Annotated in this window: 24 protein-coding genes and 2 pseudogenes; 8 read left to right on the forward strand and 18 right to left on the reverse strand. The window is 69.0% G+C overall.

Annotated features, from left to right (window positions below):
* Positions 1-27: 27 nt before the first annotated feature.
* Positions 28-459, reverse strand: a complete 432-nt coding sequence (locus tag IIE03_RS12795) for a histidine kinase (protein WP_192863155.1) — start codon at positions 457-459, stop codon at positions 28-30.
* 10 nt (positions 460-469) lie between these two features.
* Complete coding sequence (locus tag IIE03_RS12800; protein ID WP_192863156.1) at positions 470-967, reverse strand: hypothetical protein; 498 nt, start codon at positions 965-967, stop codon at positions 470-472.
* Positions 968-1,080: 113 nt separating this feature from the next.
* On the opposite strand from IIE03_RS12800, the gene IIE03_RS12805 reads away from it, so the two are divergent.
* Entirely contained in the window at positions 1,081-1,797 is a 717-nt protein-coding gene (locus IIE03_RS12805) for a TetR/AcrR family transcriptional regulator (RefSeq protein ID WP_192863157.1), read from the forward strand.
* 47 nt (positions 1,798-1,844) lie between these two features.
* Here IIE03_RS12805 and IIE03_RS12810 read toward each other — a convergent pair whose 3' ends face one another.
* The 3 genes from IIE03_RS12810 to IIE03_RS12820 are packed head-to-tail and all read right to left on the reverse strand — an operon-like array spanning position 1,845 to position 5,242.
* The gene (locus IIE03_RS12810; RefSeq protein WP_192863158.1) at positions 1,845-2,729 is read right to left on the reverse strand and encodes a TIGR03621 family F420-dependent LLM class oxidoreductase; all 885 of its coding nucleotides are present in this window, start codon (positions 2,727-2,729) and stop codon (positions 1,845-1,847) included.
* A gap of 57 nt (positions 2,730-2,786) precedes the next feature.
* Positions 2,787-4,316: an ABC transporter permease gene (locus IIE03_RS12815; RefSeq protein WP_192863159.1), complete on the reverse strand. Its 1,530-nt coding sequence runs from the start codon at positions 4,314-4,316 to the stop codon at positions 2,787-2,789.
* Complete coding sequence (locus IIE03_RS12820; RefSeq protein ID WP_192863160.1) at positions 4,313-5,242, reverse strand: ABC transporter ATP-binding protein; 930 nt, start codon at positions 5,240-5,242, stop codon at positions 4,313-4,315. The genes IIE03_RS12815 and IIE03_RS12820 overlap by 4 nt, the downstream gene beginning before the upstream one ends.
* 112 nt (positions 5,243-5,354) lie before the next feature.
* Between IIE03_RS12820 and IIE03_RS12825 the strand changes: the two genes are divergently transcribed.
* The gene (locus tag IIE03_RS12825; protein ID WP_192863161.1) at positions 5,355-5,798 is read left to right on the forward strand and encodes a GbsR/MarR family transcriptional regulator; all 444 of its coding nucleotides are present in this window, start codon (positions 5,355-5,357) and stop codon (positions 5,796-5,798) included.
* Positions 5,799-6,041: 243 nt separating this feature from the next.
* Here the strand turns inward: IIE03_RS12825 and IIE03_RS12830 are convergent, their stop codons facing one another.
* Positions 6,042-6,737, reverse strand: a complete 696-nt coding sequence (locus IIE03_RS12830) for an inositol monophosphatase family protein (protein ID WP_192863162.1) — start codon at positions 6,735-6,737, stop codon at positions 6,042-6,044.
* A gap of 110 nt (positions 6,738-6,847) precedes the next feature.
* Here IIE03_RS12830 and IIE03_RS27020 point away from each other — a divergent pair.
* Positions 6,848-6,985: pseudogene (locus tag IIE03_RS27020) on the forward strand (transposase family protein); the annotation flags it as partial.
* A gap of 210 nt (positions 6,986-7,195) precedes the next feature.
* On the opposite strand, the gene IIE03_RS25855 reads toward IIE03_RS27020, so the two are convergent.
* Positions 7,196-7,378: a hypothetical protein gene (locus IIE03_RS25855; RefSeq protein WP_225997724.1), complete on the reverse strand. Its 183-nt coding sequence runs from the start codon at positions 7,376-7,378 to the stop codon at positions 7,196-7,198.
* Between the two features lie 161 nt (positions 7,379-7,539).
* Between IIE03_RS25855 and IIE03_RS26740 the strand changes: the two genes are divergently transcribed.
* Positions 7,540-7,923: a hypothetical protein gene (locus IIE03_RS26740; RefSeq protein ID WP_192863258.1), complete on the forward strand. Its 384-nt coding sequence runs from the start codon at positions 7,540-7,542 to the stop codon at positions 7,921-7,923.
* 143 nt (positions 7,924-8,066) lie between these two features.
* Here the strand turns inward: IIE03_RS26740 and IIE03_RS12845 are convergent, their stop codons facing one another.
* The 4 genes from IIE03_RS12845 to IIE03_RS12860 all read right to left on the reverse strand — a co-directional run bounded on the left by IIE03_RS12845 (position 8,067) and on the right by IIE03_RS12860 (position 13,666).
* Entirely contained in the window at positions 8,067-8,483 is a 417-nt protein-coding gene (locus IIE03_RS12845) for a hypothetical protein (RefSeq protein ID WP_192863164.1), read from the reverse strand.
* A gap of 231 nt (positions 8,484-8,714) precedes the next feature.
* Entirely contained in the window at positions 8,715-9,059 is a 345-nt protein-coding gene (locus tag IIE03_RS12850; RefSeq protein WP_192863165.1) for a hypothetical protein, read from the reverse strand.
* Positions 9,056-9,634 carry a DUF6232 family protein gene (locus IIE03_RS12855; RefSeq protein ID WP_192863166.1) on the reverse strand — a complete coding sequence of 193 codons (579 nt, stop codon included), beginning with the start codon at positions 9,632-9,634 and terminating at the stop codon, positions 9,056-9,058. The genes IIE03_RS12850 and IIE03_RS12855 overlap by 4 nt, the downstream gene beginning before the upstream one ends.
* A 147-nt stretch (positions 9,635-9,781) precedes the next feature.
* The gene (locus IIE03_RS12860; RefSeq protein ID WP_192863167.1) at positions 9,782-13,666 is read right to left on the reverse strand and encodes a WD40 repeat domain-containing protein; all 3,885 of its coding nucleotides are present in this window, start codon (positions 13,664-13,666) and stop codon (positions 9,782-9,784) included.
* A gap of 291 nt (positions 13,667-13,957) precedes the next feature.
* Between IIE03_RS12860 and IIE03_RS12865 the strand changes: the two genes are divergently transcribed.
* On the forward strand, positions 13,958-14,185 hold the full coding sequence (locus tag IIE03_RS12865) for a hypothetical protein (RefSeq protein WP_192863168.1): 228 nt from the start codon (positions 13,958-13,960) through the stop codon (positions 14,183-14,185).
* A 214-nt stretch (positions 14,186-14,399) separates the two neighbouring features.
* Here the strand turns inward: IIE03_RS12865 and IIE03_RS25865 are convergent, their stop codons facing one another.
* The 3 genes and pseudogenes from IIE03_RS25865 to IIE03_RS12875 form a co-directional block, all read right to left on the reverse strand.
* Entirely contained in the window at positions 14,400-15,239 is an 840-nt protein-coding gene (locus tag IIE03_RS25865) for an AAA family ATPase (protein ID WP_225997715.1), read from the reverse strand.
* 207 nt (positions 15,240-15,446) lie between these two features.
* Positions 15,447-16,519, reverse strand: a pseudogene (mobF, locus tag IIE03_RS25870) (MobF family relaxase); the annotation flags it as partial.
* Between the two features lie 105 nt (positions 16,520-16,624).
* Positions 16,625-17,380: a DUF2625 family protein gene (locus IIE03_RS12875; protein WP_318842961.1), complete on the reverse strand. Its 756-nt coding sequence runs from the start codon at positions 17,378-17,380 to the stop codon at positions 16,625-16,627.
* A 190-nt stretch (positions 17,381-17,570) separates the two neighbouring features.
* On the opposite strand from IIE03_RS12875, the gene IIE03_RS12880 reads away from it, so the two are divergent.
* Together IIE03_RS12880 and IIE03_RS12885 are read left to right on the forward strand one after the other, a co-directional pair.
* Positions 17,571-18,770, forward strand: a complete 1,200-nt coding sequence (locus tag IIE03_RS12880) for an MFS transporter (RefSeq protein WP_192863171.1) — start codon at positions 17,571-17,573, stop codon at positions 18,768-18,770.
* A gap of 42 nt (positions 18,771-18,812) precedes the next feature.
* Positions 18,813-19,874 (forward strand): DNA polymerase III subunit beta family protein, encoded by a 1,062-nt coding sequence (locus tag IIE03_RS12885; RefSeq protein ID WP_192863172.1) that lies wholly within the window; start codon positions 18,813-18,815, stop codon positions 19,872-19,874.
* Between the two features lie 231 nt (positions 19,875-20,105).
* Here IIE03_RS12885 and IIE03_RS12890 read toward each other — a convergent pair whose 3' ends face one another.
* The 3 genes from IIE03_RS12890 to IIE03_RS12900 all read right to left on the reverse strand — a co-directional run bounded on the left by IIE03_RS12890 (position 20,106) and on the right by IIE03_RS12900 (position 22,516).
* Positions 20,106-20,564 (reverse strand): DUF6924 domain-containing protein, encoded by a 459-nt coding sequence (locus IIE03_RS12890; protein ID WP_192863173.1) that lies wholly within the window; start codon positions 20,562-20,564, stop codon positions 20,106-20,108.
* On the reverse strand, positions 20,524-21,300 hold the full coding sequence (locus tag IIE03_RS12895) for an ATP-grasp domain-containing protein (RefSeq protein ID WP_318842962.1): 777 nt from the start codon (positions 21,298-21,300) through the stop codon (positions 20,524-20,526). Before IIE03_RS12895 ends, IIE03_RS12890 begins: the two co-directional genes overlap by 41 nt.
* Before the next feature lie 94 nt (positions 21,301-21,394).
* Positions 21,395-22,516, reverse strand: a complete 1,122-nt coding sequence (locus tag IIE03_RS12900) for an NADAR family protein (protein ID WP_192863175.1) — start codon at positions 22,514-22,516, stop codon at positions 21,395-21,397.
* A 457-nt stretch (positions 22,517-22,973) separates the two neighbouring features.
* Between IIE03_RS12900 and IIE03_RS12905 the strand changes: the two genes are divergently transcribed.
* Positions 22,974-23,447: an NUDIX hydrolase gene (locus tag IIE03_RS12905; RefSeq protein WP_192863176.1), complete on the forward strand. Its 474-nt coding sequence runs from the start codon at positions 22,974-22,976 to the stop codon at positions 23,445-23,447.
* A 234-nt stretch (positions 23,448-23,681) separates the two neighbouring features.
* Here IIE03_RS12905 and IIE03_RS12910 read toward each other — a convergent pair whose 3' ends face one another.
* Entirely contained in the window at positions 23,682-24,932 is a 1,251-nt protein-coding gene (locus IIE03_RS12910; protein WP_192863177.1) for a methyltransferase domain-containing protein, read from the reverse strand.
* Positions 24,933-24,956: the final 24 nt, after the last annotated feature.

A 24,956-nucleotide genomic window follows, 5' to 3' on the forward strand; every position in this document is an offset into this window, starting at 1 on the left:
CCTCCGATCGAATGGTGTCGCTGCAGCTCACGTCATGCGACCGGGCTCGAGCGCGGCTGCGGCCGCGTGCAGGAGCCAGGTGTTGATCGAGACGCCGTCGCGGGCAGCAGCGCTCTCGACCCGGGACTTGAGGCCGCCCGGGAGGCGGAGCGTGACCCGGGTCGTCGGCCCGCCCTCGGCAGTCAACGCCGCCCGGGCCGCCCCTGCCGGGGCGCGATGGGGCAGCGAGACCACGAACTCGGGTTCTCCGGCGTGGAGGCGGACCTCGACCGAGCCTGGCTCGAGCTCGTTGCTGATCTCAGCGGCGGCCGTGGAGAGGGAGTGGAGCAGGATCAGCCGGACGGCATCGTCCAGCGGGGCAGTGAGTCGCTCGACGAACAGCCGCGCTTCCTCCCCGCCTGCCTCGGCCACGGTGCCGAGCCGACGCTGAAGGCTTTCGACGTACGGCGTGAGGTCCATCGCTCGGGCGCTAACTGATCGCCAGCAGCAGGAGCACCGCTGCTGAGCCGATCGTCACGAGCGCGAAGCGAATCACGATCAGCGGACGCATCCACCACGGGAACGCGCGCGACGCCGCGCCGATGACCGCCTTGGCATCGATAGCCCGCGCCTTCGGATCCTCGGACCGCCGGAACGCGGCCGCCACGAACCGGGCCGTGAAGACCTGACTGGCCGTGATGAACCCGCCGGCCAGGAGCAGGGTCGGCTGCACGATCCAGGTCGACGTCCGGCCCACGTCGGGAGCCGTCAGGTTGACCGTCGCGAGCACGGCGAGAAGCGCGGCGATGCCGAGCGGGAGCATCAGCTCTGTTCGGCTCTCCTCCACCCGCACCCCGTGTCGCATCAGGACCTCGGGCGGCAAGCCCTGTCTGGTCACCTCGGCCTCCGCCGCACGCTGGGCCATCGTCCCGTGCCGATATGCCGCGAGTCCGATGACGAGGAACGTCACCGCCGTTGTGTACTGCACCAATGCAACCGCGATGGGCACGAGACCTCCCGGAATCAGACTTGCACACCGTTCAAGAGGCGAGGGTACGCCTGAATTGAACAGTGTGCAAGAACGGCGTTAGGATGGCCCGCGTGGCACGGGACACCCTGACGCGGGACCAAATCGTCTCCGCGGCGATCGAACTGCTCGACGCCGACGGGATCGACGGGCTGAGTATGCGGCGGCTGGGCCATCGACTCGGGTCCGCGGCGACGGCTGTGTACTGGCACGTCGAGGACAAGGACAACCTCGTCGGGCTCGCTGCCGACGAATTGTGGGGCGAGGTCGACCTGCCCGACCTTGACCAGGTCGACTGGCGAACCGCCGCCACCTCGATGGCCGCTGGCATGCACGCGATGCTTGGTCACCACCCGTGGCTCATGCAGGCCCTGAGCAACCATCCGGTCTACGGCCGTGGCAAGGCTCGATATGACGACCACGCTCTGGCGGTTTTTGAAAAGGCCGGCTTCGTCGAGGCTGCCGCGGACCAGGCCAGCGCGACGGTCTTCGTCTTTGTCCTCGGTTGCGCACTCGGTCCAGCCGCTGAGTTCTCCCTCACGAGGCGGCTCAGCCGTGACAAGGGCAAACCCGAGCAGCACCTTGCCGACGTCGCGGCACAGGCAACCGAGATCGCCGCGCAGTTCCCCCGGCTGCGCCAACGCCTCCCCGCCTTCGACGGGGCCAGCTACTCAGCGGTTCCCGACAACACCTTCGAATACGGCCTCGCCGCCATCCTCGACGGCTTCGAGTCCCGGCTCGGCCGACCAGCACCACCTCAGGCGCCGCTCTCGCACGAACGTGGGCACTGAGCCGACACTCACCTGGCCGGCCCGATGCGCCGATGTGGATGCGCCTATTATCTGAGGGCTTCGATAACCTTCGACAAGGCCTCCGAGTGTCGTTCGAGGGCGGTGAAGTAGGAGAACCCGTAGCGTTCGCGGGTTTGGCGCAGCTGTTCGGCGAGGTCGGAGGGGGTGCCGACGAGCACGGTGGGGTGGTTGGCAATCTGCCTGCGGGTCAGGTTGGGCATCGCCTGCTGCACCGTGTTCAGCGCTGCGTCGCGGTCGCGGGTGATCTCCACCCAGTGCAGGAGGAGGTTGAGTTCGACGTCCCGCGTGCGTGCGCCGAGTTTCTGTCGCACGAAGTCGGCCCGCCTGGCAATGCTCTCTGCGTCCTCTACCGCGGGAATGTTGCCGTCGGCGACCGGTCCGGCGCCGTTGAACCCGATGATGTCGGCATGCTTCGCGGCCAGGGTCAGGACCCGGTCGCCGCGCCCACCGATCAGAAGCGGCGGGCCCGGTCGCTGTGCGGGGCGAGGGCTGAACTCGTGGTCGGTGAAGTGCCTCTTCAGCTCGGTGACGCTGTGCTCAAGATGGTCGACGCGTGCACGGGACGGCTGCCAGGGCACCCCGGCGTCGTCGAACTCGAACTTCGCGTACCCGGCGCCGAGCCCTAGCTCGAGGCGTCCACCGATGAGCTGGTCGGTACCCGCTGCCTCACGGGCGAGCAGCCCGGGGTAGTAGAACGCGGTGTTGAGGACCAGAGTGTTGAGCCGGACTCGCTCGGTGTTCTCTGCGGCGAGTACGAGTGTCGGAAAGCACGGCGGTAGGCCCACGTGGTCAGCGACGCTGATGACGTCATAGCCGCTCCGTTCGGCCTCCCGGCACTTGGTGACCCAACTGGTCCTGTCGCCGGGTACATAGAGGTTGGCCCCGAACCGGAAGTCTCGGTGTTCGGACACGGGTTTCCTTTCGAAGACAGATCGGGAGAGGTCGCGGTGACTTGGCTGGGGGGGCGGTTAGCGGATGTCGAGGTATCGGATCCTGCGTAGAGCGAGAGCGAGCAGCGCTGCGGTGACCAGCAGCAGGAGTGCCGTGTAGCCGGGGTGTCCTGGGCCGTCAGGGAGCTGGGGGACGAGGGCGAACGGTGAGGCGTAGTACGCCTGGGGCGGCAGGATCTGGAGTTCGACGACGAACTCGAGTGCGAGCAGGAGCGCGAGGACGGTGAAGCCCGTCCCCGCGGCGAGACCTGGGGCGGTCGCCAGCAAGGCTGCCACGAGGGCGAGGAGGATCCACACGGCCGGTGCACGGACGACCGCGGCCCATACCCAGGCCAGGACGTCGGCACCGGTGCCGAGGCCGATTCCCAGGCCGAAACCCGCGAGGGCAACGAGAGCTGCGACGGCTGCTGTCGCAGCGTGCGCCAGCAGCCAGTGGCCGCGGCGGACGGGCCGTGCCAGCAGGATCTCTGCCCGCCCGCTGGCCGCTTCGCTGCGCAGTCGCAGGACGGTGACCAGTGCGAGCACCGTGATCACCTCGGGAGCCAGGTAGACCGCGGTGTTGGCCAGTCCGGGACCCGACCCGCCGATGTCGAGGTCTGCCTGCTGGTCGACGGTGGAGGCGACGGAGCCGATGAGGAGACCAACCACGACCGCGCCAAGGGTCCAGCCGATGATGGCACCCCTGCTGACCCGCAGCGCGAGGGAGAACGGGCCGCGCAACAGGGTGGATGCCTGGGCGCGGCCTGCTCGGTCGGGCAGGAGCCCGGCGCCGAGGTCGCGGCCGGCGGCGATGCGGATGCTCGCGATGATCGTCACAGCGGCCAGCGCCAAGGCGGGTAGCAGGGTGAGCACGTTGTTGTCCGTGAAGGGCCGCGCGGCTGCTGTCCAGCCCAGCGGTGACAGCCACGGCGATCCTCCGGAGGCATCGACGGCGCCACGGGTGAGGAAGAGTGCGGCCAGGACCGTCACGCTGAGGCCGGTGGCTGCGCGACCGGTGCGCACGATCTGGCCGACGATGCCGGCAACTCCCGCGAAGAGCAGTCCGACGGTGAATACCTGAGCGCCGACGAGCAGGCTTCCGCCGACGTCGGCGCCCAGGGTCAGGAACCCGCCTGCGATGATCACGCCGGCCACGAGCGATCCGGTGGCGGCGACGACGAGAGCCGCGCCGAGCGGTGCGGCGCGGCCGATGGCGGACGCTCCCAGCAGTTCGCTCGTGCCGTTCTCCTCGGCGGAGCGCGTGTTGCGCGTCACGACGAGGATGGAGGCGAGGCCGATGAAGATCGTGGCGATGCCCTGGGTGCGCCACAGGATCAGGCTGCCGATGCTGGTTCCGTGCATCGGGCCGATGAGGAACAGCTCGCCGGCATCGGTGTTGACGGTCTGGGCGAGTTCGGTTCGGGCGGCCTCGGTGGGATAGGTCCCGAGGATGCCGGCGCCGACAACGACCAGCAGGAGTGCGGCCAGGCCGTACCACGCGGGCATGTGCGAGCGTTCGCGCCGGGCGGTCAGGGCGAGCATCGGCACGGTGCCGACCAGAGCGCTCATCGTGCGGCCTCCGTCGTGGCCGTCGCCGTGGTTCCGGTCTGGTTCGTCTCGTAGTAGTGCAGGAACAGGTCTTCCAGGGTGGGTGGGTTGACGGTGAGCGACTCGATGCCGTGAGCGGTCAGGCGGGTCATCAGGTCGTCGTACCGGGTGGTTGCCACGGTGACCCGGGCACCGTCGAGAGTCACATCCTGCACGCCGCCGACGTCATCCAGGAAGGAAGGATCGGACGGGTATGTGGCGAGCGTCGCGTCCACGATCGTGGCCGCGTGCGCGCGCAGCTCGGCCAGCGAACCGGTGTCGACCACCTTGCCCGCGCGGACGATACTGACCCGGTCGCAGAGCTGTTCGACCTCGGAAAGGATGTGGCTGGACAGCAGCACGGTCGCCCCCCGCTCGTGGGCCTCACGGACGCACTGCTTGAAGACCTCCTCCATCAGCGGGTCCAGGCCGGAGGTCGGCTCGTCGAGGATCAGCAGGTCGGCGGCGAGGCAGAACGCCGAGACCAGCCCCACCTTCTGCCGATTGCCCTTGGAATAGGTCCGAGCCCTTTTCGTCGGGTCCAGCTCGAACCGCTCGATCAGCGCGTCGCGCCGTGCGCGATCCACGTGCCCGTGCATGCGGGCGAGCAGGTCGATCACCTCGCCGCCGGTCAGGTTGGGCCACAGGCTGACGTCCCCCGGGACGTAGGCCAGCCGGCGACGCACGTCAGGCATGTTGGACCAGGGGTCCCGACCCAGCACACGGGCCCTCCCGCCGTCGGCGCGCAGCATGCCCAGCAGCACCTGGATCGTGGTGGACTTGCCCGCCCCGTTCGGGCCGAGCAGACCGTGCACCTGCCCTTGGCGCACGGTCAGATCGAGATCGTCGAGGGCTTTGACCGTCCCGAAGGACTTGGACACCTTGTCGAGGTGGATGACGTAGGTCATGCGATCGATACTACACGTAATTCGTGAAGTACGTGAAGTTGCGGGTACGCTTGCACCGTCGCAACAACCCGATGCCGCGCGCACGAGCGCGGCCATGCCGGAGGAGGTCTTCGTGGCCGATCACGCTGACAGGTTCATCGAGCGCTTCGCCGGCGTGCTCGCACGCTCTGGCTGGCCACGGATGTCCGCGCGGATGTTCGCCAGCCTGATGACCGCACCCGACGGAACCCTCACTGCCACCGACCTCGCGGATCGTCTGGGTGTGGGACCGTCAGCGATATCGAACGGTGCGAAGATGCTGCGCACCCTGGGCCTGGTCGACACGACCCGGCGCAGCGACCGGCAACTCGTCTACGAGGTCCGCCCGGACGCGTGGGTAGAAGCGACCATCAGCCAGGACGACAACCTGCGTGCGCTGGAGGTCGTCCTGACCGAGGGCGCCCGCAACGCCGACGACGAACGCGCCACGGCACGCCTGCTCGAGACGGCGGACTTCTTCGCGTTCCTCCGCACCCAGCTCCCCGCCCTGGTCGAGCAATGGCGCTCCCAGCGCTGAGCGATCATCGACGCCAGCACTGCCGAGACGATCCATCACACCTCGCAGGAGCCCGACCGGACGAGACGCAGGACTTGGCAGCCGGCGAGGAAAGCGACAAATCGGTTGGAAGAAATGGCCGGCAGATCGATGAGAAGCCCCATGCCAGGACCCGCCGACAGCCCCATCCAGATGCCACCCGTCCTGGACGCTGCGCAACATCGCCAAGGACCCGTGCGGCACCGCGATACACGAGCCCAGGGATCAGGCGGGTGAAGGTCGCGGTGTCCTTGGTAGATAGCTCTCGGCCCACTGGGTGACCAGGTCGTGGTGGATGAGCCCGTTGCTCAGGACGCAGCCGTTGACCTCCTGGTCGTATCGCTGGGCCCGGCCGAGCCGGTCAGTGACCTTGCCGCCGGCTTCGCGGACCAGGAGGCACACGGCGGCGACATCGTGCGGCATCGCTCCGCTGTAGAGGTCGGCATCCCAGGACCCCTCGGCGACCTTGCACCCCGAGAACACCGACGGCCAGGGGAACCGGCTCGAGGTCAGTGCGTCGGCGGTGAGGTCGAGGAGGCCATCTGCGTTGAGGCTCGCCGGTGTCGGCACGCTCCCTCCGCCGCAGACGATCGCGCCGTTCGATCGTCCATCGCGAGGAGACACCAGAAGTGCGGTGCCGTCCCGGTATGCGCCGCCGCCGGCGGTGGCCCAGTAGGTCTCGCCAGTGGCCGGATTGGCTGCGACTGCGACCTGTGGTTGGCCGTCGACGACCAGGGCGATCGAGACCATGGACACGGGAACACCGAAAATGAGTTGCTGCGTCCCGTCGATCGGGTCGATGACCCAGCAGCGTGAGCTCGGCCGCAGGCTGCTGGCCTCCTCACCGAGAACGGGTCTGTCCAGTCTTCGGCTCTGTCGCACTTTCGGTGGTTGGCCCGAGGAAGCCCGGCCGTCTGCCATGATCTGCCGTGGGCGATGTGGAAGCGCTGGTCAGAGCGGTTTGTCGGGATCTTGACGGGTTGGTGGTGCAGGACGTGGTTCAGTGTGGCGGCGGGCTGGTCGTGTCCGCCGTGACGGCCGCAGGGCTGGTCAGGTGCCCGGTCTGCGGGGTGCTGTCGGAGTGTGTCCACGCGTTGCACGAGCGGTCGCCGGCCGACCTGCCGGTCGCTGGGGTCCGGGTCGAGCTGCGGGTGCGGGTCCGGCGCCTGGTCTGCCAGGCGGCCGGGTGTGCGCGCAAGACGTTCCGGGAGCAGGTCCCCGGGGTCCTGGAGCGCTACCAGCGGCGCATGGTCCGGCTCGCCGGGACGATTGCGACGGTGGTGACCGAGCTCGCGGCCCGCGCCTCGGTGCGGGTCCTGCCGGCCCTGGGCATCGAGACCTCGCGGGACACGGCGCTGCGGACCCTGCGCGGGATCCCGCTACCGGCGGTCGAGGTGCCGCGGGTGCTGGGGATCGACGACTTCGCGCTGCGCCGCGGGCAGGTCTACGCCACGGTGATGATCGACGCGACCACCGGGCGCCGCGTCGACGTGATCGAGTGCCGCGGTGCGGACGTGGTCAAGCAGTGGCTGCTCGACCATCCCGGGGGTCGAGGTCTTCACCCGGGACGGGTCGACCGTCTACGCCCAGGCGATCCGCGAGGCGCTGCCCGACGCCGTGCAGGTCGCCGACCGGTGGCACCTGTGGCACAACCTCGCCGAAGCCTGTCGGCAAGGAGATCGCCGCCCACTCGGCATGCTGGGCCGGCGCGTCGGCGACCGGGATGCGCGAGGGCCGCCTCGCCGAGACCACGGCCGAGCGGTGGCAGCAGGTCCACGACCTGCGCGCCGCCGGTGTCGGGCTTCTGGACTGCGCCCGGCGGCTCGGTATCTCGTTGAACACCGTCAAGCGGTACGACCGCGCGACCAAGCCCGAGCAGGTCGCCCGCCCGCCGACGTACCGTGCCACGTTGGTCAACCCCTACCGCGACCACCTACACACCCGGCGTGAGGCTGAGCCCGGCGTCACCGTGACCCAGCTCCTGACCGAGATCCGCGAGCAGGGGTACACCGGCTCGCAGGACCTGCTCTACCGGTACCTGAACAGAACCGGCACCTGGACGACCACCGGCACTTCTCACCGCGCCGCGCCACGAGGCTGCTGCTGACCAAGCCCGCGAACCTCACCGATACCCAGGCCAGCCGCCTCGCCGAGCTCGTTACCGCGTGCCCCGAGATGACGGTGCTGGCCGAGCTCGTGCGCTCCTTCGCCGTCCTGCTCACTCCCGACGACGGCAACACGAAAGCGCTGTCACTTACCTTGAGCATTTTCGAGTCTTCTGATGACCTTCTTGGCGAGGTGGTGTCCACGGCTTCCGATCATTCCGAAGCCGTTCTCCGACCAGCGCGTCATCTGGGCGAGAACGTGCGTTCGGCCGTCTTCCAGTTCGGTGACGTCGATCGAGATGACGACTGGGCGATCATTCAGTGAAAGCCGCCGCTTGTTGATGTCCCCGGGGCCGTCGACGTCGTCCCACAGGAATCTGCCAAATGTCTTGTCGACGATCTGGTGAACGTGCTCGGGACCGAAGTCCACGATCGTCTCGTGCGGTCGCTTCGCCAGAATGGTCTGCCATCTCCCGGCGACGAAGAGGAGCACGAGGAGTAGCGGCAGTCCGAGCAAGAGCGCGGTTGCCGCCGAGCCGTCGGCAGCCGATCCATCGTCCATGGCTTCTACGTCCTTTCCGCTGTCACGTGGTGGGTGGTCGTCTACGAGCAGCTGCCCCACTGGCAGCTGTGGCGAGACGGTGGGTAGCCGAGACGTTCTGCCTCGAGGCACCACTGGCACTTGATCTTGTTCGCTACGACGCAGGCGCAGGCCATCGTCTTCTCCTTCGTGGAGGGTGATCTGTGAGAGGGCAGTCGCTGGGGGCCGTCCCGATCACTCGGGGTCCTGCTGCTACAGCACCCCGAGCAGTTGCAGCACGTTGTTCACGGCGTCGAGCAGCGCGGCACCCACGGCACCGAGCGCCACCGCGATTTCCTTGATCCTGTTGAGCGCTCGCGTGACCTTCGGAGTCTGCGTCGGACCGGCGTTCTCAAGGATCGGAAGGGCTTCGTCCAGCGCGGTGCCGGCATCGGCATCGTCGTGAACGAGTGATCGGACTTCGCGGATCTGGGTGACGACTTCGGCGAACGCTGCCATGACCTTTGAGTCCGTACCGTCGCCGATGTGCACGGTGGCGTGGTCCTTGGCGACGCCGACGACGTTCTTGCCGGAGATGTTGTAGGTATCGCCGGTCATGAGGCGCTCCTGCGGAAGTTCACGCTGCCGTGGCCGTCGATCTTGCCGACGGCATTCTCGCCGGCGACGTTGACGGTGTCGGAGCTGTTGAAGGTGTAGGAGTTGATGACACTCACGTACTCACGCTTGGGGTCGTGGATCGCGTCCGTGATGGCCTCGGAAAGCTCTCGGAGATCTGACTCGTCGTCAGCGACGAGGCGGCTCTCCGGCCGGCCCGTCGTGGTGACGTCGAGGGCGTGGTACTTCCTGGCCTTGGGTTTGGGCTGGGGCTTGTTGGACTCCTTGAAGCCGTAGTAGAAGAGTGCGCCCCAGATGAGGACCCAGAGAAGACTCCAGACGCCGAATCCCGCATTGTCGCTGCCGAACGCGCCAATGGCGACGAGGAGCGAGATCCCGCCGGTGATCGCGGACAGGCGCTGGAGCATGCCGGGCCAGGTGGGCAGGGGCGGGGCCGGTGGGTGCACGTACAGGGTGCGCAGCTGGGTTCGCGCGACGTTTCGCAGTGGGTAGGTCGTGTCGCCCACGAACAGGGTGCTGCGCTCGACGCGAACCTTCTGGGGCGTGGAAGTCGGCACTCGGTCTCTCCTTCTCGCACAGGGTTCCGCTGGTTGGAAGCCGGCCTGCCGGCTCGGCGCTTCCTGTGGACGATCTGGACGCTATCCCAGGTCAGGGCGCTGATCGGCGGGGTTGGCGAGTTCCGAACGATCCCGAACGGCCGCGTCCTAGCAGATGCGGGTGCCGTCGGGGATGGCGGGTGCGAGGGCTTGTGCTTCGGTGATGGTGAGCGGGGTGCCGATGCTCGAGCAGATGGTGGTGATGGCGCGTTCGGGGTGCAGGTCCCACCACCACAGGTGGCCGCTGTAGGTGGAGGCGACCATGCGGGAGTCGTTGTCGAGGAAGGCGGCGTCGGCGATCTGGGTTCGAAGGGGCCCGACGAGGCGCAGTTCCGTCTCGGAGATCTCGCGCCCGTCGCGGCTGGCGGCGCGGACGTCGACGCTGCTGGCGGTGGCGATCACGATGCGGGTTCCGGTGGAGTCGAAGGCGATGTCGCGCGGCGCGTCGGTGAGCTGGGTGACCCGGGAGAGCTCGTGGGGGTGGGCGGGGTCGGTGATGTCCAGGATTCCGGCCTCGCGGCTCTCGGTCGCGAACGCCACCTGCCCTGGATGGTGGGGCCGGGCGGCGAGTGCGACGGTGTGCTGGTCCCCCATGGGGATGGATCCGATCTCTCGATCGGCGGACAGGTCCCACAGCAGCAGCCGCCAGGTGACCTCGTCGTCGTCGGTGACGACGTTGTCCTCATCGGTGACGAGGAGCGTGTCGTTGTCCGTGAAGGCGACGTAGCCGGCGTTCACCGGGATCTTCGAGTGCGGGGTGAGGCGAACGCCTGCGCCGTCGTCGGCGGGATCCGGGGTGATGTCGTAGACGATCAGGGAGGGTTCCGCCAGGTCGAACATGACGATGCGGGTGCCGTCGGGTGAGTAGGTCGCGCTGATGATGTTCGAGTCGCCGGGAGCGACCTCGATGCTGGTGGGCCGGCTGAGTGCGGTGTCGTCGACCCGCCAGATCTGCAGGTGGCCGCTTCCCGCGCTGGCGACGAACTCGCCGTCGGCCGAGACATCGACTCCGTAGGGTGTCGCGATACCCGTGTCGGGGACCTCGAGTGCGGTTCGCGACCCGTCGGCTTCGATGCGATCGACGTGCAGCAGTCCGTCCTTGGCGCCGACGGTGGCGATGATCCTGCTGCCGGCCGCGTCGGTCTCGACGGCGAAGACGCGTCCGCGTTCGTCGGGGTCGGGGAAGGATTCGCGGGGCCAGAACATGGTGACGCCACCTACCTCGTAGGTCGCCACGATCGTGTCCGTGACCACGACGGCGGTCGGGATGGAGGCCAGCACGCGGGTGTGGGTGGGTGCACCGCCGTCGGAGGTGAAGAACCGCAGGGTCTGGTCCGAGCTGACCGCGGCGATGCCTCCCTCCGGGAGGAATTCGACATGGTTGACCCAGGACTCGAATCCGGTAGCGGTCCCCGTCACCGTCAGACGCCCGTTTCCGCGGACGCGGCCCAGGGTGACGCTGCCTTCCGTGGTCGGAACGGCGAATCGCTCGCCGTCGGCGGACACCCTGACCGACAGGGCCGGCGACACATCCAAGGAGCGCGACCATCGTGCCTGTCCGAGGGGATCGGTGAGCGTGGCCAACGTGCCGTCGTTCCCGGCGGCGATGACGGTACTGCCCGCGGCATCCAGGCCTACGACCGGGGCGGGCGGCTCGTCGTCACGCTGCGGCCCAGGGATCTGACCGAGATCGGAGGCCCGTCCGTCGTCGATTCCCAGGCGCTGGATCGTGCCGTCGGCGCCTCCGAACAGGGCCCCGCTGCCGTCGGGAAGGATCGTCGCGGAGTCGGACTTCGAGGGCGTCTCGACACAACCGAGCAGGCCTGGCTCCTCGGAGATGTTGGAGATGTCCCAGACACAGCCCTGCCCGGAGCCTTCGGAGGCGTCTTCGCCACTGGCCGCGAGCAGGCGTTGCCCGCCGGCATCGACGACGTCGAGAGCATAGGTGTGCGACGACGGTGCCTTGATCGTCTGCAGCACCTGGCCGGTCTGTGGGTCGAGGAGCTTGATCGTGTGGTTCGTGCCCCCCTCGACGATCACGTTGTCAGCGGCCGCCAGGGTGCCCGGCCCAGCTGCGCCGACGAGGCGACGCGGATGCGCCGCGGCGGTCAGCGACAGCAGGGTCGAGCGCGTCTGGGGCGTGTCCTGCATGGAGTACCCGGCAATCGCGAGCTGTGCCGCCTGCGACGGCAGAGTCGCTTCGATGTCACGCGCCTGGTCGGCGGTGTCCGCGACGGTCGCGGCGGTTCGCGCCGCGTTCAGGCTCGCCATGATCGAACCCGCCGTCGCGGCGGCGACGATGGCGATCGCCAGGAGAGCGGACGCGGTGACGGTCCAGATGCGGAGCCGCCGCGTCTGCCGCCGCAGTCGCGTGTTCTCCCGCCTGGACTCATGCAGTTGCCTGTCGCGCGCTTCCTTGACCGCTGCCAGGAACTCGCGTTCGCTGCCGGTCAGGTCGCCCTCGTCCTGACCGTCGCCGTCCGTCGCGTTCTGCTTGGCGGCAAGGGCGTTCAGAGCGGGTTCCGTGCCGAGCATGTCTGCCGGGCGTCCGGTCTCCTCCCACAACGAGGAGTACTGAGCCAGCTGACGACGCGCGTCGCTCCAGTTCTGCACCGATTCAAGCCGCTCGGCCAGGCGCGGCCAGGCGGTCAGGAGGTACTCGTGACCGATCGTGACACCGTCACCGTCACTCATCAGCAGATGGGCGTCACGCAGGGTGCTGATCACCTCGATCGAGGCGGGGTCGGTGAACCGTTCGTAGGGAGCGGTGCGACGGGCGACGCCGTCCGACTCGACACGGATCATCTCGCGGAGCACAGGCCACCAGACCTTCTTCGCCTCCTCGGAAAGCCTCTCGTAGGCCGCGTCTCCGGCGGCCTGGATCGACGTCGTCACACCCCCGACCCGCGCGTAGTCGGCCAGCGTGATCCGATCGGCTGCTGTTCGCTGCTCCCAAAGACTGCGCATGGTCTGCGACAACAGCGGGAGCGCCCCCACCAGGGCATCGACAGCGGCCCGGTCGGACAGTGCCGGGTCGGCACCCGCATCCTTCAAGATCACGTCCACGAGGCCCGGATCAACCGTGATCCCGCCGTCACCGGTGGGGCCCACGATGATCTGGCGTGCGTCGTCGCGAGAAATCGGCCCGACCACGAAGTGCGCGTGTTCCAGGGCAGCGCGCAGCGTCGCGTTGTCCGACGCCGGCTCGATCGCATCCGACCTCAAGACCATCACCACCGCGACCTGCTCACGGTGCTCCTGAATCTCCGCGACGGCCCGGAGGATCTCGGCGCGTTCGTCATCGCCATCGGCCGACCACAAGGACTCTGCCTGGTCCAGGACCAGCACCGTCGGCGCGGCCTGTTCCGCGGCGCGCACCGACGCCACCGCCGCGACGGCTGACGGTGAGGGTGTCACGATCACAGGCGCCTGGTCGCCGGCGCCCAGACCCGCCACCGCGGCAGCGACCAGAGACGACTTCCCGATCCCGGAACGACCGGTGACCAGCAGCAGCGGCCGTTCCTCACCGTCCAGCCGGCGCCGGATCCGAGCCCGTAGCCCATCGACCGCCTCTGCCCGGCCCGGGAAGAACCGCGCCGTGGCCAGATCGAACGGCCGCACGCCCGGATAGGGGGACTCGACGCCCGACCCGCCGGCCCAGCCGTTCCTTCCGGGACGCAGGGCGTTCCACCAGCCGTCGTGACCGATGCCCCCGAGAGCACCAGGCGGATCGACCACGTCGAGACCGTCCAGGAGCTTGTCGAACGACTCGCGGTTGCCCGCTTGCGGTACGGACACGGCCGTCAACCAGTTCTGAATCGTGGTCTTCCCGGCAGAACCCACCATCCGGCTCAGCTGGCCGTAGCTCAGCCCTTTGCGCTCACGAACAGAGTTCAGCGCTCGCGCCACAGCATCGGGGCCGCCATCGGCGGCCTCCTCGAAGATCCTGCGTCGTGCGGTCCATGCTTCGTTGCTCGGGACGGCATCAGGCATCAGCGGGTTCCATCATCCGGGGGAGACGGGGGACTCTCAGCAGTGCACGTGGAGCGTAGCCACCGAATTCCAGGAACGCAGCAAACCTGCTGGCCAACAGCCCGCCTGGCCCGGCTGCGCCACACAGTACCGATCCACACAAATCGTGCAACCGAAAGCTCGATCCTCGAGGCCCGAGGGTCGTCGCGGCTCGTCGCGAGCTGAAAGTTCCGAAGCGGCGACGGCTCGGTCCGGGAGATCGGTGCCGGGAAATGCTTCGGCCACTGAGGGATCAGTAGCTACGGTCGTGGCATGCCGCTGGTTCGGATCGAGATCTCCGTCGATGGGCGCGACGAGGCCCGCCGGATCATGGCCCGCTTCGCCGACGGGAAGACCGATCCGACCGTCGAGCAGGAAGTGCTCGACGCCGTCTGGGCGCAGGGCCGAGTGCCACGCGGCCGGCCGATATGCCTGGGGATGACCAACGGGCGGCCGGTACGCCTCAAGTTCGACGTCGACGTGACGCCTGGGACCCGATAGTCCGATCCCTGCTCGACGAGCCGCAGGCAGCCACGAACGGTGGCGCGGGCGGCGGAGTCGGGCGTCGGCCGGTCGGCTTTGACCGGCGACGGAATCTCGCGGAGCGGGCGACGGGAATCGAACCCGCGTAATCAGTTTGGAAGACACCTTCGCCGGCATCGGGTTGGACGGATCAATCGGGCGGAAATGCCCGGTGACCTGGGTCTATCTTAATTTAGGGATTGGCGGTTGTGGGGTTGGTGAGGGCTTCGATTGGGGTCGAATCGGGGTTCGGAGAGTTGAGATAGGGCATATAAGGGCCCGGCTGAAATCCTGGCATTAGGCGGCCGACGAGCATGGCGAAGGCGCCGCCGGTGTCGACGGCCTGGAGTTGGGCGGGGTCGCCGGTCAGGAGGAGCTTTGCGCCGACGTCGGCCGCGAGGGCGGCGAGGCGGGCGAGGGTGTGGGTGCCGGTGAGGGTGGCTTCGTCCACGATCACCAGCTGGCCTCTGGCCAGCCGAGTGCGGCCGTGTCGGTGCTCGGTGAGCCACTTCGCTGTGGTCTCGGCGGGTTGCCCGACGTCATCGGCTAGGACCTTCGCGGCCGTCGCTGACGGCGCCAGACCGACTACGGACCCGGGCCCATGGCGTGCGGTCCAGGCGCGGACGAGTGCGCGCAAGGTGGTGGTCTTGCCTGCTCCGGCCGGTCCGACCAGCACGTCCACCACCCGCCCTGATGTGGCCACTTGCTGCACCGCGTTCGCCTGCTCCACCGAAGGCCGGCGACCCTCGTCATTGCGGTGGACGACGGCGGTCACGGCGCGGTCCGGCAGCAAGGGTCCGGTTCGCTCTCCGGCCAGGATCAGCAGCCGCTCCTCGTCGGCCAGGACCTGTTCGCTGGAGTAGATCGCATGATGCTGGGGGCGCAGTCGGCTGGAGCCATCGGCTCGTTGCAGTGTTGCCGGGGTCGGGGCGAGCTCGTCCGGGGTGAGCCGGACCGAGTGGGCCTCGGCCGCGTCCACGACGCGAGTGATGACCTGCTCCCGCTCGGCTGCTGAGGAGAAGCGCCAGCCCATCGTCTGCCGGGATGCTTCGGCCCACAGGTTCCACCGTCTCCAGGTGGCCCGCTTGTCCGACACCACCGCCAGCGTCTGGGCGGCAGCCTGCTCGATCACCTCGTTGGGCACGTGGGCTGCGGTGTACACCTGGCCCGTGCCGGCAGTGGTGAGGTCGCGTGCCAGGCCGACGGGGTCGGCGTCGGGCGCGAGAGGTTCGGCGCGTCGGCGCCACCACTCGGTTAGGTCGTGCAGCGAGTGGATCTGCTTGGCGGGTCGGGTGGCGAGTGTGGCCTGCGCGCGCATCCGCGCGACGACGCGGGCTGGCGGCTGGCGACCGTGCGTCGCGACGTAGGCGGCCTTGAGGCGTTCGGTCTCGGAGTTGATCGCGGAGGTGCGGCTTGAGAACTCGACGATCAGGTCCTCGCTGATGCCGTCGATCTCCCATTGAGGGTGCCGGTCCCGGCCGCGCGGCCGCCGTTCCCAGGCCAGGGCGAAGGTGCCGGTGAGGCGATCGCGTAGCACGGCGTCGTAGTGCTCGGACAGCGCCACGGCGGCCCCGTACAGGCCGCGGGCGCCCAGGGTCCGCCACACGCCGTCGTCGGACGTGTTGACCTTGTTCGACACCACGACATGGGTGTGCAGCTGTGGGTCGTTCGCGCGCGAGTCCCAATGGTCGTACGCCGCCGCGGCAACGCCGGTGACGTCTGCCTGCTCGATCCCGCGCGCACCTCGGCGGGTGGCCGCGATCTGCCGTTCGAGCAGGTCGAGCGTCTCGCGCACCGCTGCGTGGTGGGCCTCGACGATCCGGGCTTGGGTGTTGGCGTCGGCCAGCGCCCACAGAACCGACACCGACTGGGCACGGAGAACGTCAGGTCGAACCCGGCCACGGCGTGCTTGTCCCCGGCACGATGCTCCTCGGCCTCGATCCGCGCCACCGCCTGCTCGCGCTCGGCGCCGGTCAGCGCCTCGTCCAGCCGAGCCACTCGGTGCGCGATCCGTTCGGCCACGGGCTTGTACTCGGCGAAGTCACGCCCCAGCGGGCCACCGGTCAGCGGGTTGCGGCCCGCGCCGATCAGGCGCTTGAGCTGCACCGGCGTGACGGCGTCGCCGGGCCGGAGCCGTGCGGTGCTGCCGGCGAAGTCCGCGACGGCCGAGCCGAGCCACATGCCCGGGGGTGTACCGGCTTCCAGGTAGTAGCGCGTCACCTTGTCGGGCGCGGCATGATCGCCATCGCCCTGGACCACCGACCGCAACAGGTAGGCGTACCCGTGCCCGGCGGACACCTTGTGGATCGACATCGTCACCGGCCCCACCCCTTCGCGGGGTAGGTGAGGACGCCGAACCGTCAATACTTGCCGGGCGACTGATCAGGGTCGGGGCTCTCAGACGTTGCACCCCGCTTCTCATCCGGCCGAATCGGATGGGTGGCCGTCGAACGTCCCGAGTGGTCCGAGGTCGACGCCGTCGATCTGCGCGGCGGTGGATCGAGCGACTCCGACGAGTTCGGCCATGGGTACGATGGCGCGGCTGGTGGCGCTGAGATCTTCGTGGGCTTGCTTGGACCACAGGGGCGGGAAGAAGTTCAGGCCACGGTCACCGCTGAGGCTGCGGGTCTCGGATTCCCAGCCGTTCCAACGCAGTCCGCTCGTGAAGTCGCTCAAGCCGCCGTCGAGTACCCACGAGAGCCAGGCGGCGTGGCCGGCCTCGAGTCGTTCCCATTGCAGAGTGTCGGGCGCGAGGTAGATCATCTCGCCGGGGTTCCCTGGTCTTCCGGCGGCGTCGGGGTCGTGTCCGTTGAGGACGTAGGTACCGCCGAGGACGTCGTGGGCGACGACGAGCCCATAGGGCGGGGACCAGGCGGCATCGGGCGCCGGCGGGAAGTCGTTCATCGCGGCCAAGCCCGGCAGGTGGCCAGGGCCGTTCGGTGACGGGCTTCCGTAGACGCGCAGCCAGCCGTGGTCGATCAGGAGCCCGCCGGTATGGACGACGACGGCGCCGAGGTATGAGCCGGTCGTGACCTGGAGTTGTTCGAGCGTGCGACGGCTGATCGCCGCGTCAGGGGCGAGGATCTCGACGGTGACCGAAGCCTCGCCGACGAGCCGCTCCAGCTCCGGCCAGGCAGGTCGCTGCGTGGCAGTCAGGTTCTCGAACAATCGCACACGCTCGATCGTAGGGCCCGCAGCGGCCGCGATTCCCACGCGGGTTCGTGGCGGCACGGTGGGGCGCGTGACCCTGCCGCGAGTCGGGCTCATGACCGCAAGGCCGATTTCGGTGCGTCGGAGCCGACTGCCGGTGCGGTGGGCGCGCGAGTTTGACTCTCGACCAGGTCGAGCCCTCAGAGTCGCGCGCATGTTCCTCTCGTTTCCCCGGGCCTGGGTCGCGTTCCTCGCTGCGAGCACGCTCAGTCAGCTCGGTAATTCCGTCCTCTGGTTCGCCTTGGGCTGGGCCGCCGCTGCGCACGGCGGCCAGGTCGCGGCGCTCGTCCTGACCGCGTCCGGCCTTCCCCGGCTGCTCCTCGTGCTGGTAGGTGGCTCCGTCGCCGACCGTGTCGGTGCCCGGCGGCTGCTGCTGTGTTCCGAGGCCGTCATGTTCGTGGTGTGTCTTGCTCTGGCCGGCGGTCTGCACGCCACCGGTCCGCAGCCGTGGCTCCTGGCCGCCGCGAGCCTGGCGTCCGGCGTCGTCTCGGCGTTCTCCTTGCCGGCCATGGGCTCGATGCCTCGACGCCTGGTGGACGACGCCGTGCTACCCCGCGCGCTGGCCCTGCGCCAGGGACTCAGCCAGGCCGTGCTGCTTGCGGGTGCACCGCTCGGCGGTGTCCTGGTCGCCACCGTGGGGCTGCCCGCGATCGCGATCGCCGACGCCGTCTGCTTCGCCGCAGTCCTCGTCGTCCTGGCGGTCATCCGGCCCCGGCACCACGCCGACCCGTCCACCGGGCCGCTGTGGCGTTCTCTGTCCGACGGTGCCCGGGTCGTCGTCGGCACCCCAGGATTGGCGAGGGCACTCCTGCTGACCGGCGCGATGGCCGCCGCCGTGCTGCCGGTGTCGTCACTGCTGGTGCCTCTGCTCGGACGGGAGTCGGGGTGGGGTGCCGGGGCAACCGGGGTCGTCGTCGGGGCTCAGGCGGCGGGGTCGATCGTCGCGGCGCTCGTCGTCGCCCGGACCGGTACGACGTCGCGGACCGGACGGGCCGTGGGCCTGGGGCTGACCGCGGCGGCGGCAGGCGTCGCACTGGTCGCCTCCGGGAGTGGAGATGCGGTGACACTGGTTGTCGGCGCGGCCGTCGTCGTCGGGGCCGGGACAGGTATCGCCGTCGCGCACCTGGCGCCGTTCGTGCTGGGCAGCGCACCCCGTACCCACCTGGCCCGGGTCCAGGCCTGGACCTCGCTGGCACAGCTCGCCCCGGTCGTGGTGTCCAACAACCTGCTCGGTGCCACCGCCGCGTGGCTCTCCCCGAGCGCCGCCCTACTCTGCTGCGCCGCCATGCTCGGGATGTGTGCCCTGGCGGCGGTCCGGCTCCGTACAGCGGTACCGGCAGCTGCGTCGGCGTGACCGGCTGGACCCTCGACCCAGTCGAGGGTCCATGCTGTTCCGGTGCACCAGGACCGGATGTTGACCGTCGGCGCGTTCTCGCGCGCTTCCGGCCTGCCCGTCAGCGCCCTGCGCTACTACGACGCCGCGGGCGTGCTCCGGCCGGCGCACGTGGACGCGGTCACCGGCTACCGCTGGTACGCGCGAGACCAGGTAGTCCGGGCCCGGATCGTTGCCGGGCTGCGCCGGACGGGCATGCCGGTGGCCGACATCTGCCGAGCCATCACCGCCGATCCCGTGACTGCCCGCCGGATCGTCGATGCCCACCAGCGACACCTCGAGACCGAGCTCGTCGAAGCGACCACTCACCTCGACGACGCACGGGACCTCCTGGCGGCGACCACCACCCTCACGGTGAACGACACCGCGCTGCGTGCCGCACTCCGTTCCGTCCGGCACGCCGTGGCCGATAACCCCGCCTGGCCGGCGCTGCATGGCGTGCTGTTCGACGTTGACCGAGCCGTCCTCCGGCTCGTCGCCACCGACCGCCACAGGCTGGCCGCCACCGGCGTGCCGCTGGAAGGCGTCGTCGGCCCGCCGGCACAAGTCATCGTGCCGATCGCGATCGTGGACGCATTCCTCGGCCACGCGGTCACGGCGCAAGTCGGCGTATCCCTGGCCGCGCAGCGCGTCACGCTCGGCAACCTGGACGGCACGCCCATCGACGCGCTCTACCCCGACTACCATGCGCTCCTCGCTGCGCACCAGCCCAAGACCTGGGACATGAGTACACCTGACTCCTTGCCAGATACCGACTGCGCCACAGCGACAGCACCCAACCTGCTGACCCAGGTCACCCGGCGCGAGGCCGGGCCCGGAGCGCACGCCGGGTCACGCGACCGCCTGATCCTGATCGGGCTCGACCAGACCGGGGTCCGCATCGGCGACGCACCCCGCTCCGTCGCCTTCGACCGCGAGTACCTCACCGAAGCAATCCGCTCCTTCGGCGACACCGACCTCCAGCTGACCTTCGGCGAACGCAACACGCTCCGTCTCGCCGCCAGGCACGCGCCCGACACCGTCGCGCTCATCATGCCGGTGAGGCTTGATCCTCGCGCTGCGTAACCGAAACTGTCACCGGCTCGTGCAGCAGACCCACCCGGCGCGGGCTGCGAGGCGGGCCTATAACCCGAAGCTGTAGGTGGCCTCGATCCCGCGGCCTTCTGTGTGATGTGAGGCCCGGGCCGAGTTCGACGCCGGAGTGCTCAAGTGTTGTGAGCGCGAGATCCGATCTACGTCATGGTTGCGCGTCTGTTCGTGAATCTGTCCGATCATCGCCGACAGGCTTGAACAGGCTTACCTGACGTCTCCGTTGTCGATGGCTTCGCGGTAGACGCCGTCGTTGTCGACCTGTGATGCGAAGTCGTCGAAGTCCAGGTTGGCGATCGCGAGGTTCGCCTCGACGGTGAAGACAGCTTCTGGCGCGACGCGGAAGGTCTCCAGGTAGGTGTCGGAGTCCTCGTACAGGTCCACGACCAGGAGGGTCCTGTCGGCCATCGAGCGGGCGTCGGCCACGAACGCGAACGATTCGACCTCGACGAGGTCCGCCACCCGGCCGGGTTCGATGCGTGCGAGGTGCGGGTCGTCGACGACGAGCAGCCTTGCGCGATCGGTCGGACTTGAGCCGACCTGTCGCCTGGCGTTCTCCAGCACCTGCGCGAAGCGGGCGTCGTTGGAGTAGTCGGTCCGGATCAGTACGCCCGACAGGTCGAGCTCATCGACGGGCGGGACGAGCTTCGGATGGTGGTGGTTCACGATGCGCAACGGTAGCGGCGCGCGCGGGTTCACTGATGGTCCTGCGCGTTCCTTGCGACGAGGGCTGGCCGGGAACCGGTCGGGTGAACGCCTCGTCGCGACGCAACAGGCCCGCTACTGGGCCGGCGGCGCGAAGGATGACATCGAGGGCCCGGTCGACGTCGCATGCGTAGGTGCCTGATGCCCAGGCGGCGTTGGCCTCGATCACCACGAGTCGGTCGTCGAGCAGTCCGACGTCTACAACGATCGCCGACGGCAACGTCTCGGCCAGGTCGCGGATCAACGCGGCGGCAGCGGACGCGACGTCGTCGGGCAGCGGTGCCAGGCACCTGCCACCGTGGGCGGAGTACTGGCTGGAGGTGTGGATCGTCCCGTCCAGGGCATAGAGGCGAAACTCCGCGGTGAAGGAGACGATCTCGGCGACCAGGACGAGTGTGTCCAGGTCAACGGCGTCCGCGCCGGGCAGGCGGGTGCCGTCGGTGTAGACCATGGCACGCAGGGACTTGTCGTTCGGCGCCTTGATGAACGCCGGGTATCGCAGGGTCCAGGCGTCGCGAATCGGCATCGCAGTGATCGTCCGGCCGACGACTTCGCGCGGCAGGTCCGCAAGCCAGGTCGGCGGTGCTTCGAGGCACGCGATGCCGAGACTCGGCGCGACGGCGTCGGCGAACGTCGGGCCGGCGTGCAAGTGCTCGGCCGCGATCCCCTCAGGGAGGTCGAAGGCCGGCAACTGCACCGTGGTCAGGCCGCGCGCCTCCGTGGCGGCGCGGACAGCCTCGACCGACCCGGTCAGGCGTGGTGGCAGGAGCAGCGTCCGGGGGCGTGCCAACTCAGGATGCGTGGTCGACAAGGTCCGTCAGCCCAGCAGCTTGAGCCCGCAACTCGCTACGGACCAGCTCCAGGAGTCGACCGATCCAGTTCCGCCCGCCGGTGCTCCAGTGCCTATCGAAGTCGTCGTAATGGATCGGAGCAGTCCCGGTGCTCAGCAGGATGTCCGCGAGATCCGGATGCCGCATGAACTTGGCGCTCAGGAGAGAGTGCATGACAGCCTCTCGCGCCTCATCCCAGCCATCGCGCTTGTCGAGCGCGCCGGCGAGCTTCTTGGCGTCGTACGGGCTTGGCGCTGCGGCGATCCGGGCACGCGCCTCGTCGTCGGCGACCGATAGCGCGTGCCAGGCGGTCTCCACGTTGTCGAACACGTGGCCCGCCGCGCGGATTTCACAGGGGAAGGAGTTGCGCAACCGATGGATCGCCGGAGCGGTCTCGACACCCTGTGGGTAGACAGCAGCCGGCACCTGCACCGGAGTCACCAACTCGCTGGTCTTGATCCTCGTGGCCTTGGGCCGCAACCATTCAGGGGCGTACTCGCTCCGCCTCTCGAAATAGCGCAGAGCGTGCTCGTACAACTCCTTGGTGACGCGGGCGCCGTCGCGAGGGCGCTTCTTCCCGACACCGACGGCAAGAGCCTGGACCGGCCAATCCTTGTTGTCCATGTCGCCGAGCATGTAGACCCGCAGGTGCTCAGGCACCGCGAGGTACGCATCCAGCAGAGCACGACGTCGGGCCGTGGTGGGATCGTCGAGGAACGCACCGATCGCGGCCCGGCAGCGGCTGGTGGAGTCTGGCCGGCCGGCGAGCGAGTCGACCTGATCACGGACCTCACCGATGAGCCCCTCAGGTGTGACCCAGGACCGTGGCTGTGCGAACGTCCACGAGCCGACATGGTGTGCCGAGGCGTGAGCACCTTCCTCAAGCGTCGTCGCGACCCAGCCCGAGGCGACCTTGCGCTCGAACTCCTCCAGATCAACCAGGCCCCAGCAATCGATTATCCCGTCGGCATAGATCACGAGATCGGTGACGAAGTAGGTCCCGCCGTTCCTGATGAACGCGATCCGAGTCACCCCGGAGATGGTCTGCCCGTCAACTTCCCGCGAAGTGCGCCGACCGACCATGCGCGAAACCCTAGCGGAGCCGTTGCCGGACGACTAAAGGCAACGGCTCGCAAGCCGCCTCTGCTTGCGGTAGCCAAGCGTGCGTCGTCGACAGGAACGTTGGATGCAACGGCGCCGTTGCTGGCGGACGCTCGTATTCAGATTGGATGAATGCTGCACGTCGGCTGCCGACGAGTTCGAGTGGGAGCGTGCTATGGCCGGACGATGGATCCGTCGTCGCGACAGCAGGCTACCGGATGTCACCAGAACTGGACGGTGCTGGCTCCGTCGACGACGTCGGACCAGAAGGGGAGGCGGCGGGCTGCCGGCTTGGCCGGCGTTCTGGAAGACGGCGAGCTGACGCCGGCACAGGTCGTGGGCCAGGTCGGCGTGCCCGGCGTCCGAGAGTAGGAGGGCGGCCTTGTTGAGGACTGCCGCGGCTTCCGTCGCGTCGGAGACGGGATGAGAGGGTAGCGCCATGGCCCGCACCGACTACTTCGACGATCCCCAGGCTCCCGAGCCGAACTCGATCGTCCCGGCCGTCAGCGTCATTGCCCGTGACGAGTCGGGTCGGGTTCTGCTGATCCACCGCACGGACAACGATCTCTGGTCGATTCCGGGCGGCGCCATGGAACCGGGTGAGTCCGTCCGTCAGGCTGCGGTCCGTGAGACGAGGGAGGAGACGGGGTACGACGTCGATGTCACCGGGCTGGTCGGCGTCTACACCGATCCGCGTCACGTGATCGCCTACAGCGACGGCGAGGTCCGTTCCCAGTTCTCGATCTGCGTGACCGCCACCGTCACCGGCGGCCAGGCGCGCACGTCGTCGGAGTCGTCCGAGGTGGTCTGGCAGCCGGTCGGTCAGCTCGATGAGCTGGCGATCCACCCCACGAACCGCCTGCGGATCGACCACGCTCTTGATCCCGGCCGGATCCAGCCGTGGCTTACCTGACCTCGCTGGCGGTGTCGTGCTCACGTGCGGAGGCGTCATCGAGCCGCTGCTGCACCCGCTGGACGACGTCCCGCACGCCGGGCTCGGCCTCCCGCATCGTCACCGCGACCACGTGCTGCGTGGGTTCGGCGGGACGATTGCCTGCTCCATGATTTCTACGTCGCGGCTCATGCGTTCGCGGGTGCCCCACACCGACGATGACCTAGCCGTAGCCTCGGCATCCACGTGCCGGGATCAGATGTCGTCGGCGTCGTGGTGGAGCGTGATCGCCAGGTCCCCGCCACCGGGCAGGCGTATCACGGCGCCGTCCAGCGGCGTGGTGCCGCGCGGGACGCGGTAGACGTGAGCGGCGCGTTGCGGGCGGCCGAGGCGGTCCCAGTCGGCGATGTGGCTGGCGAGCGTCTCGGCGACCCGGTGGGCGTCGGGACCGAAACCGCGCGCCCCCAGTTCGTGGCCGTCGTCGATGGTTCGCCAGGCGGCGATCGCGGCGGACTCGCCGTCGACGTGCGCGAACGTGGTCCATGTCTCGCCGTCCCTGGCCTTGTGCGCGAGGCGGCGATGGGGCGCGGTGGCTTCGGCCAGGCCGGGAAGCGTGCAGGCCAGGTGGGTGCGCATCCCGACGAACATTCCCTGCCCCGTCAGCACGGCACCGGAGCTGGCCCATACCGAGGAGTCCGGGCCGAACGCATCGGGTACCCGGGCCAGGCTCGTGGCAGGGTCCCAGGCGGTGAGGGTGACGGCGTCGTCGCCGACCGTGACGGTCGTGGTGGCGGGGTGCACGGCCGCGATGCCCTGGACGTCGACGAACCCGCACACCAGATCGTCCGACCCGACCAGCAGGTCTCCGCGGCGCCGGTAGGCGGTTGACCAGCACTCGTTCGGATGGCGCACCCGGAGTGGAGCGACGAGGATCCCGTCCTCGGCCAACTGCTCCAGCCATGGTCCGGGAAAGTCCCACACGCCCATGGTGACGATGATCCGGTCGAACACGCCCTGGCCCAGGTGCTGTGCCGCGTCGGCGCAGACCGCCGTGACCCTGTCCGCATATCCGGTGGCCTCGAGCGCGGCCTGCGCCGCGGCGATGACCGCCGGGTCGATGTCAACGGTGACGACCTGACCGCAGGCGCCGACGAGCTCTGCGGCCAGGGCGGCGTTGTAGCCGGATGACCCGATCTCCAGGACCCGCATGCCAGGTTCGATGCGCGCCTGTTCCAGCATCCGTGCCTGTAGCCACGGCGCGGAGATCGATGACGTCGTCCTCCCGGTGGTCTCGTCGATCTGGGTGCGCACGATGTCGTCCGCGTAGGCGGCCTCCAGGTCGGTGCCCGGTGGGCAGAACAGGTGTCGTGGCACGGTCCGCAACGCGTCCTCGACGGCCGGGGACAGGTCGATGGCGCGGTGCCTGGCCCCTGCACGCAGGCCGTCGACCAGATCGGCGCGCAAGCGGGCGGCGCGCTCGGGGATGCTCGTGGCGGTTACGGTCAAGGCGGGAACTCCTTCGCAAGGTGA

Source organism: Myceligenerans pegani (genome assembly GCF_014892515.1).
GTDB lineage: Bacteria > Actinomycetota > Actinomycetes > Actinomycetales > Cellulomonadaceae > Myceligenerans > Myceligenerans pegani.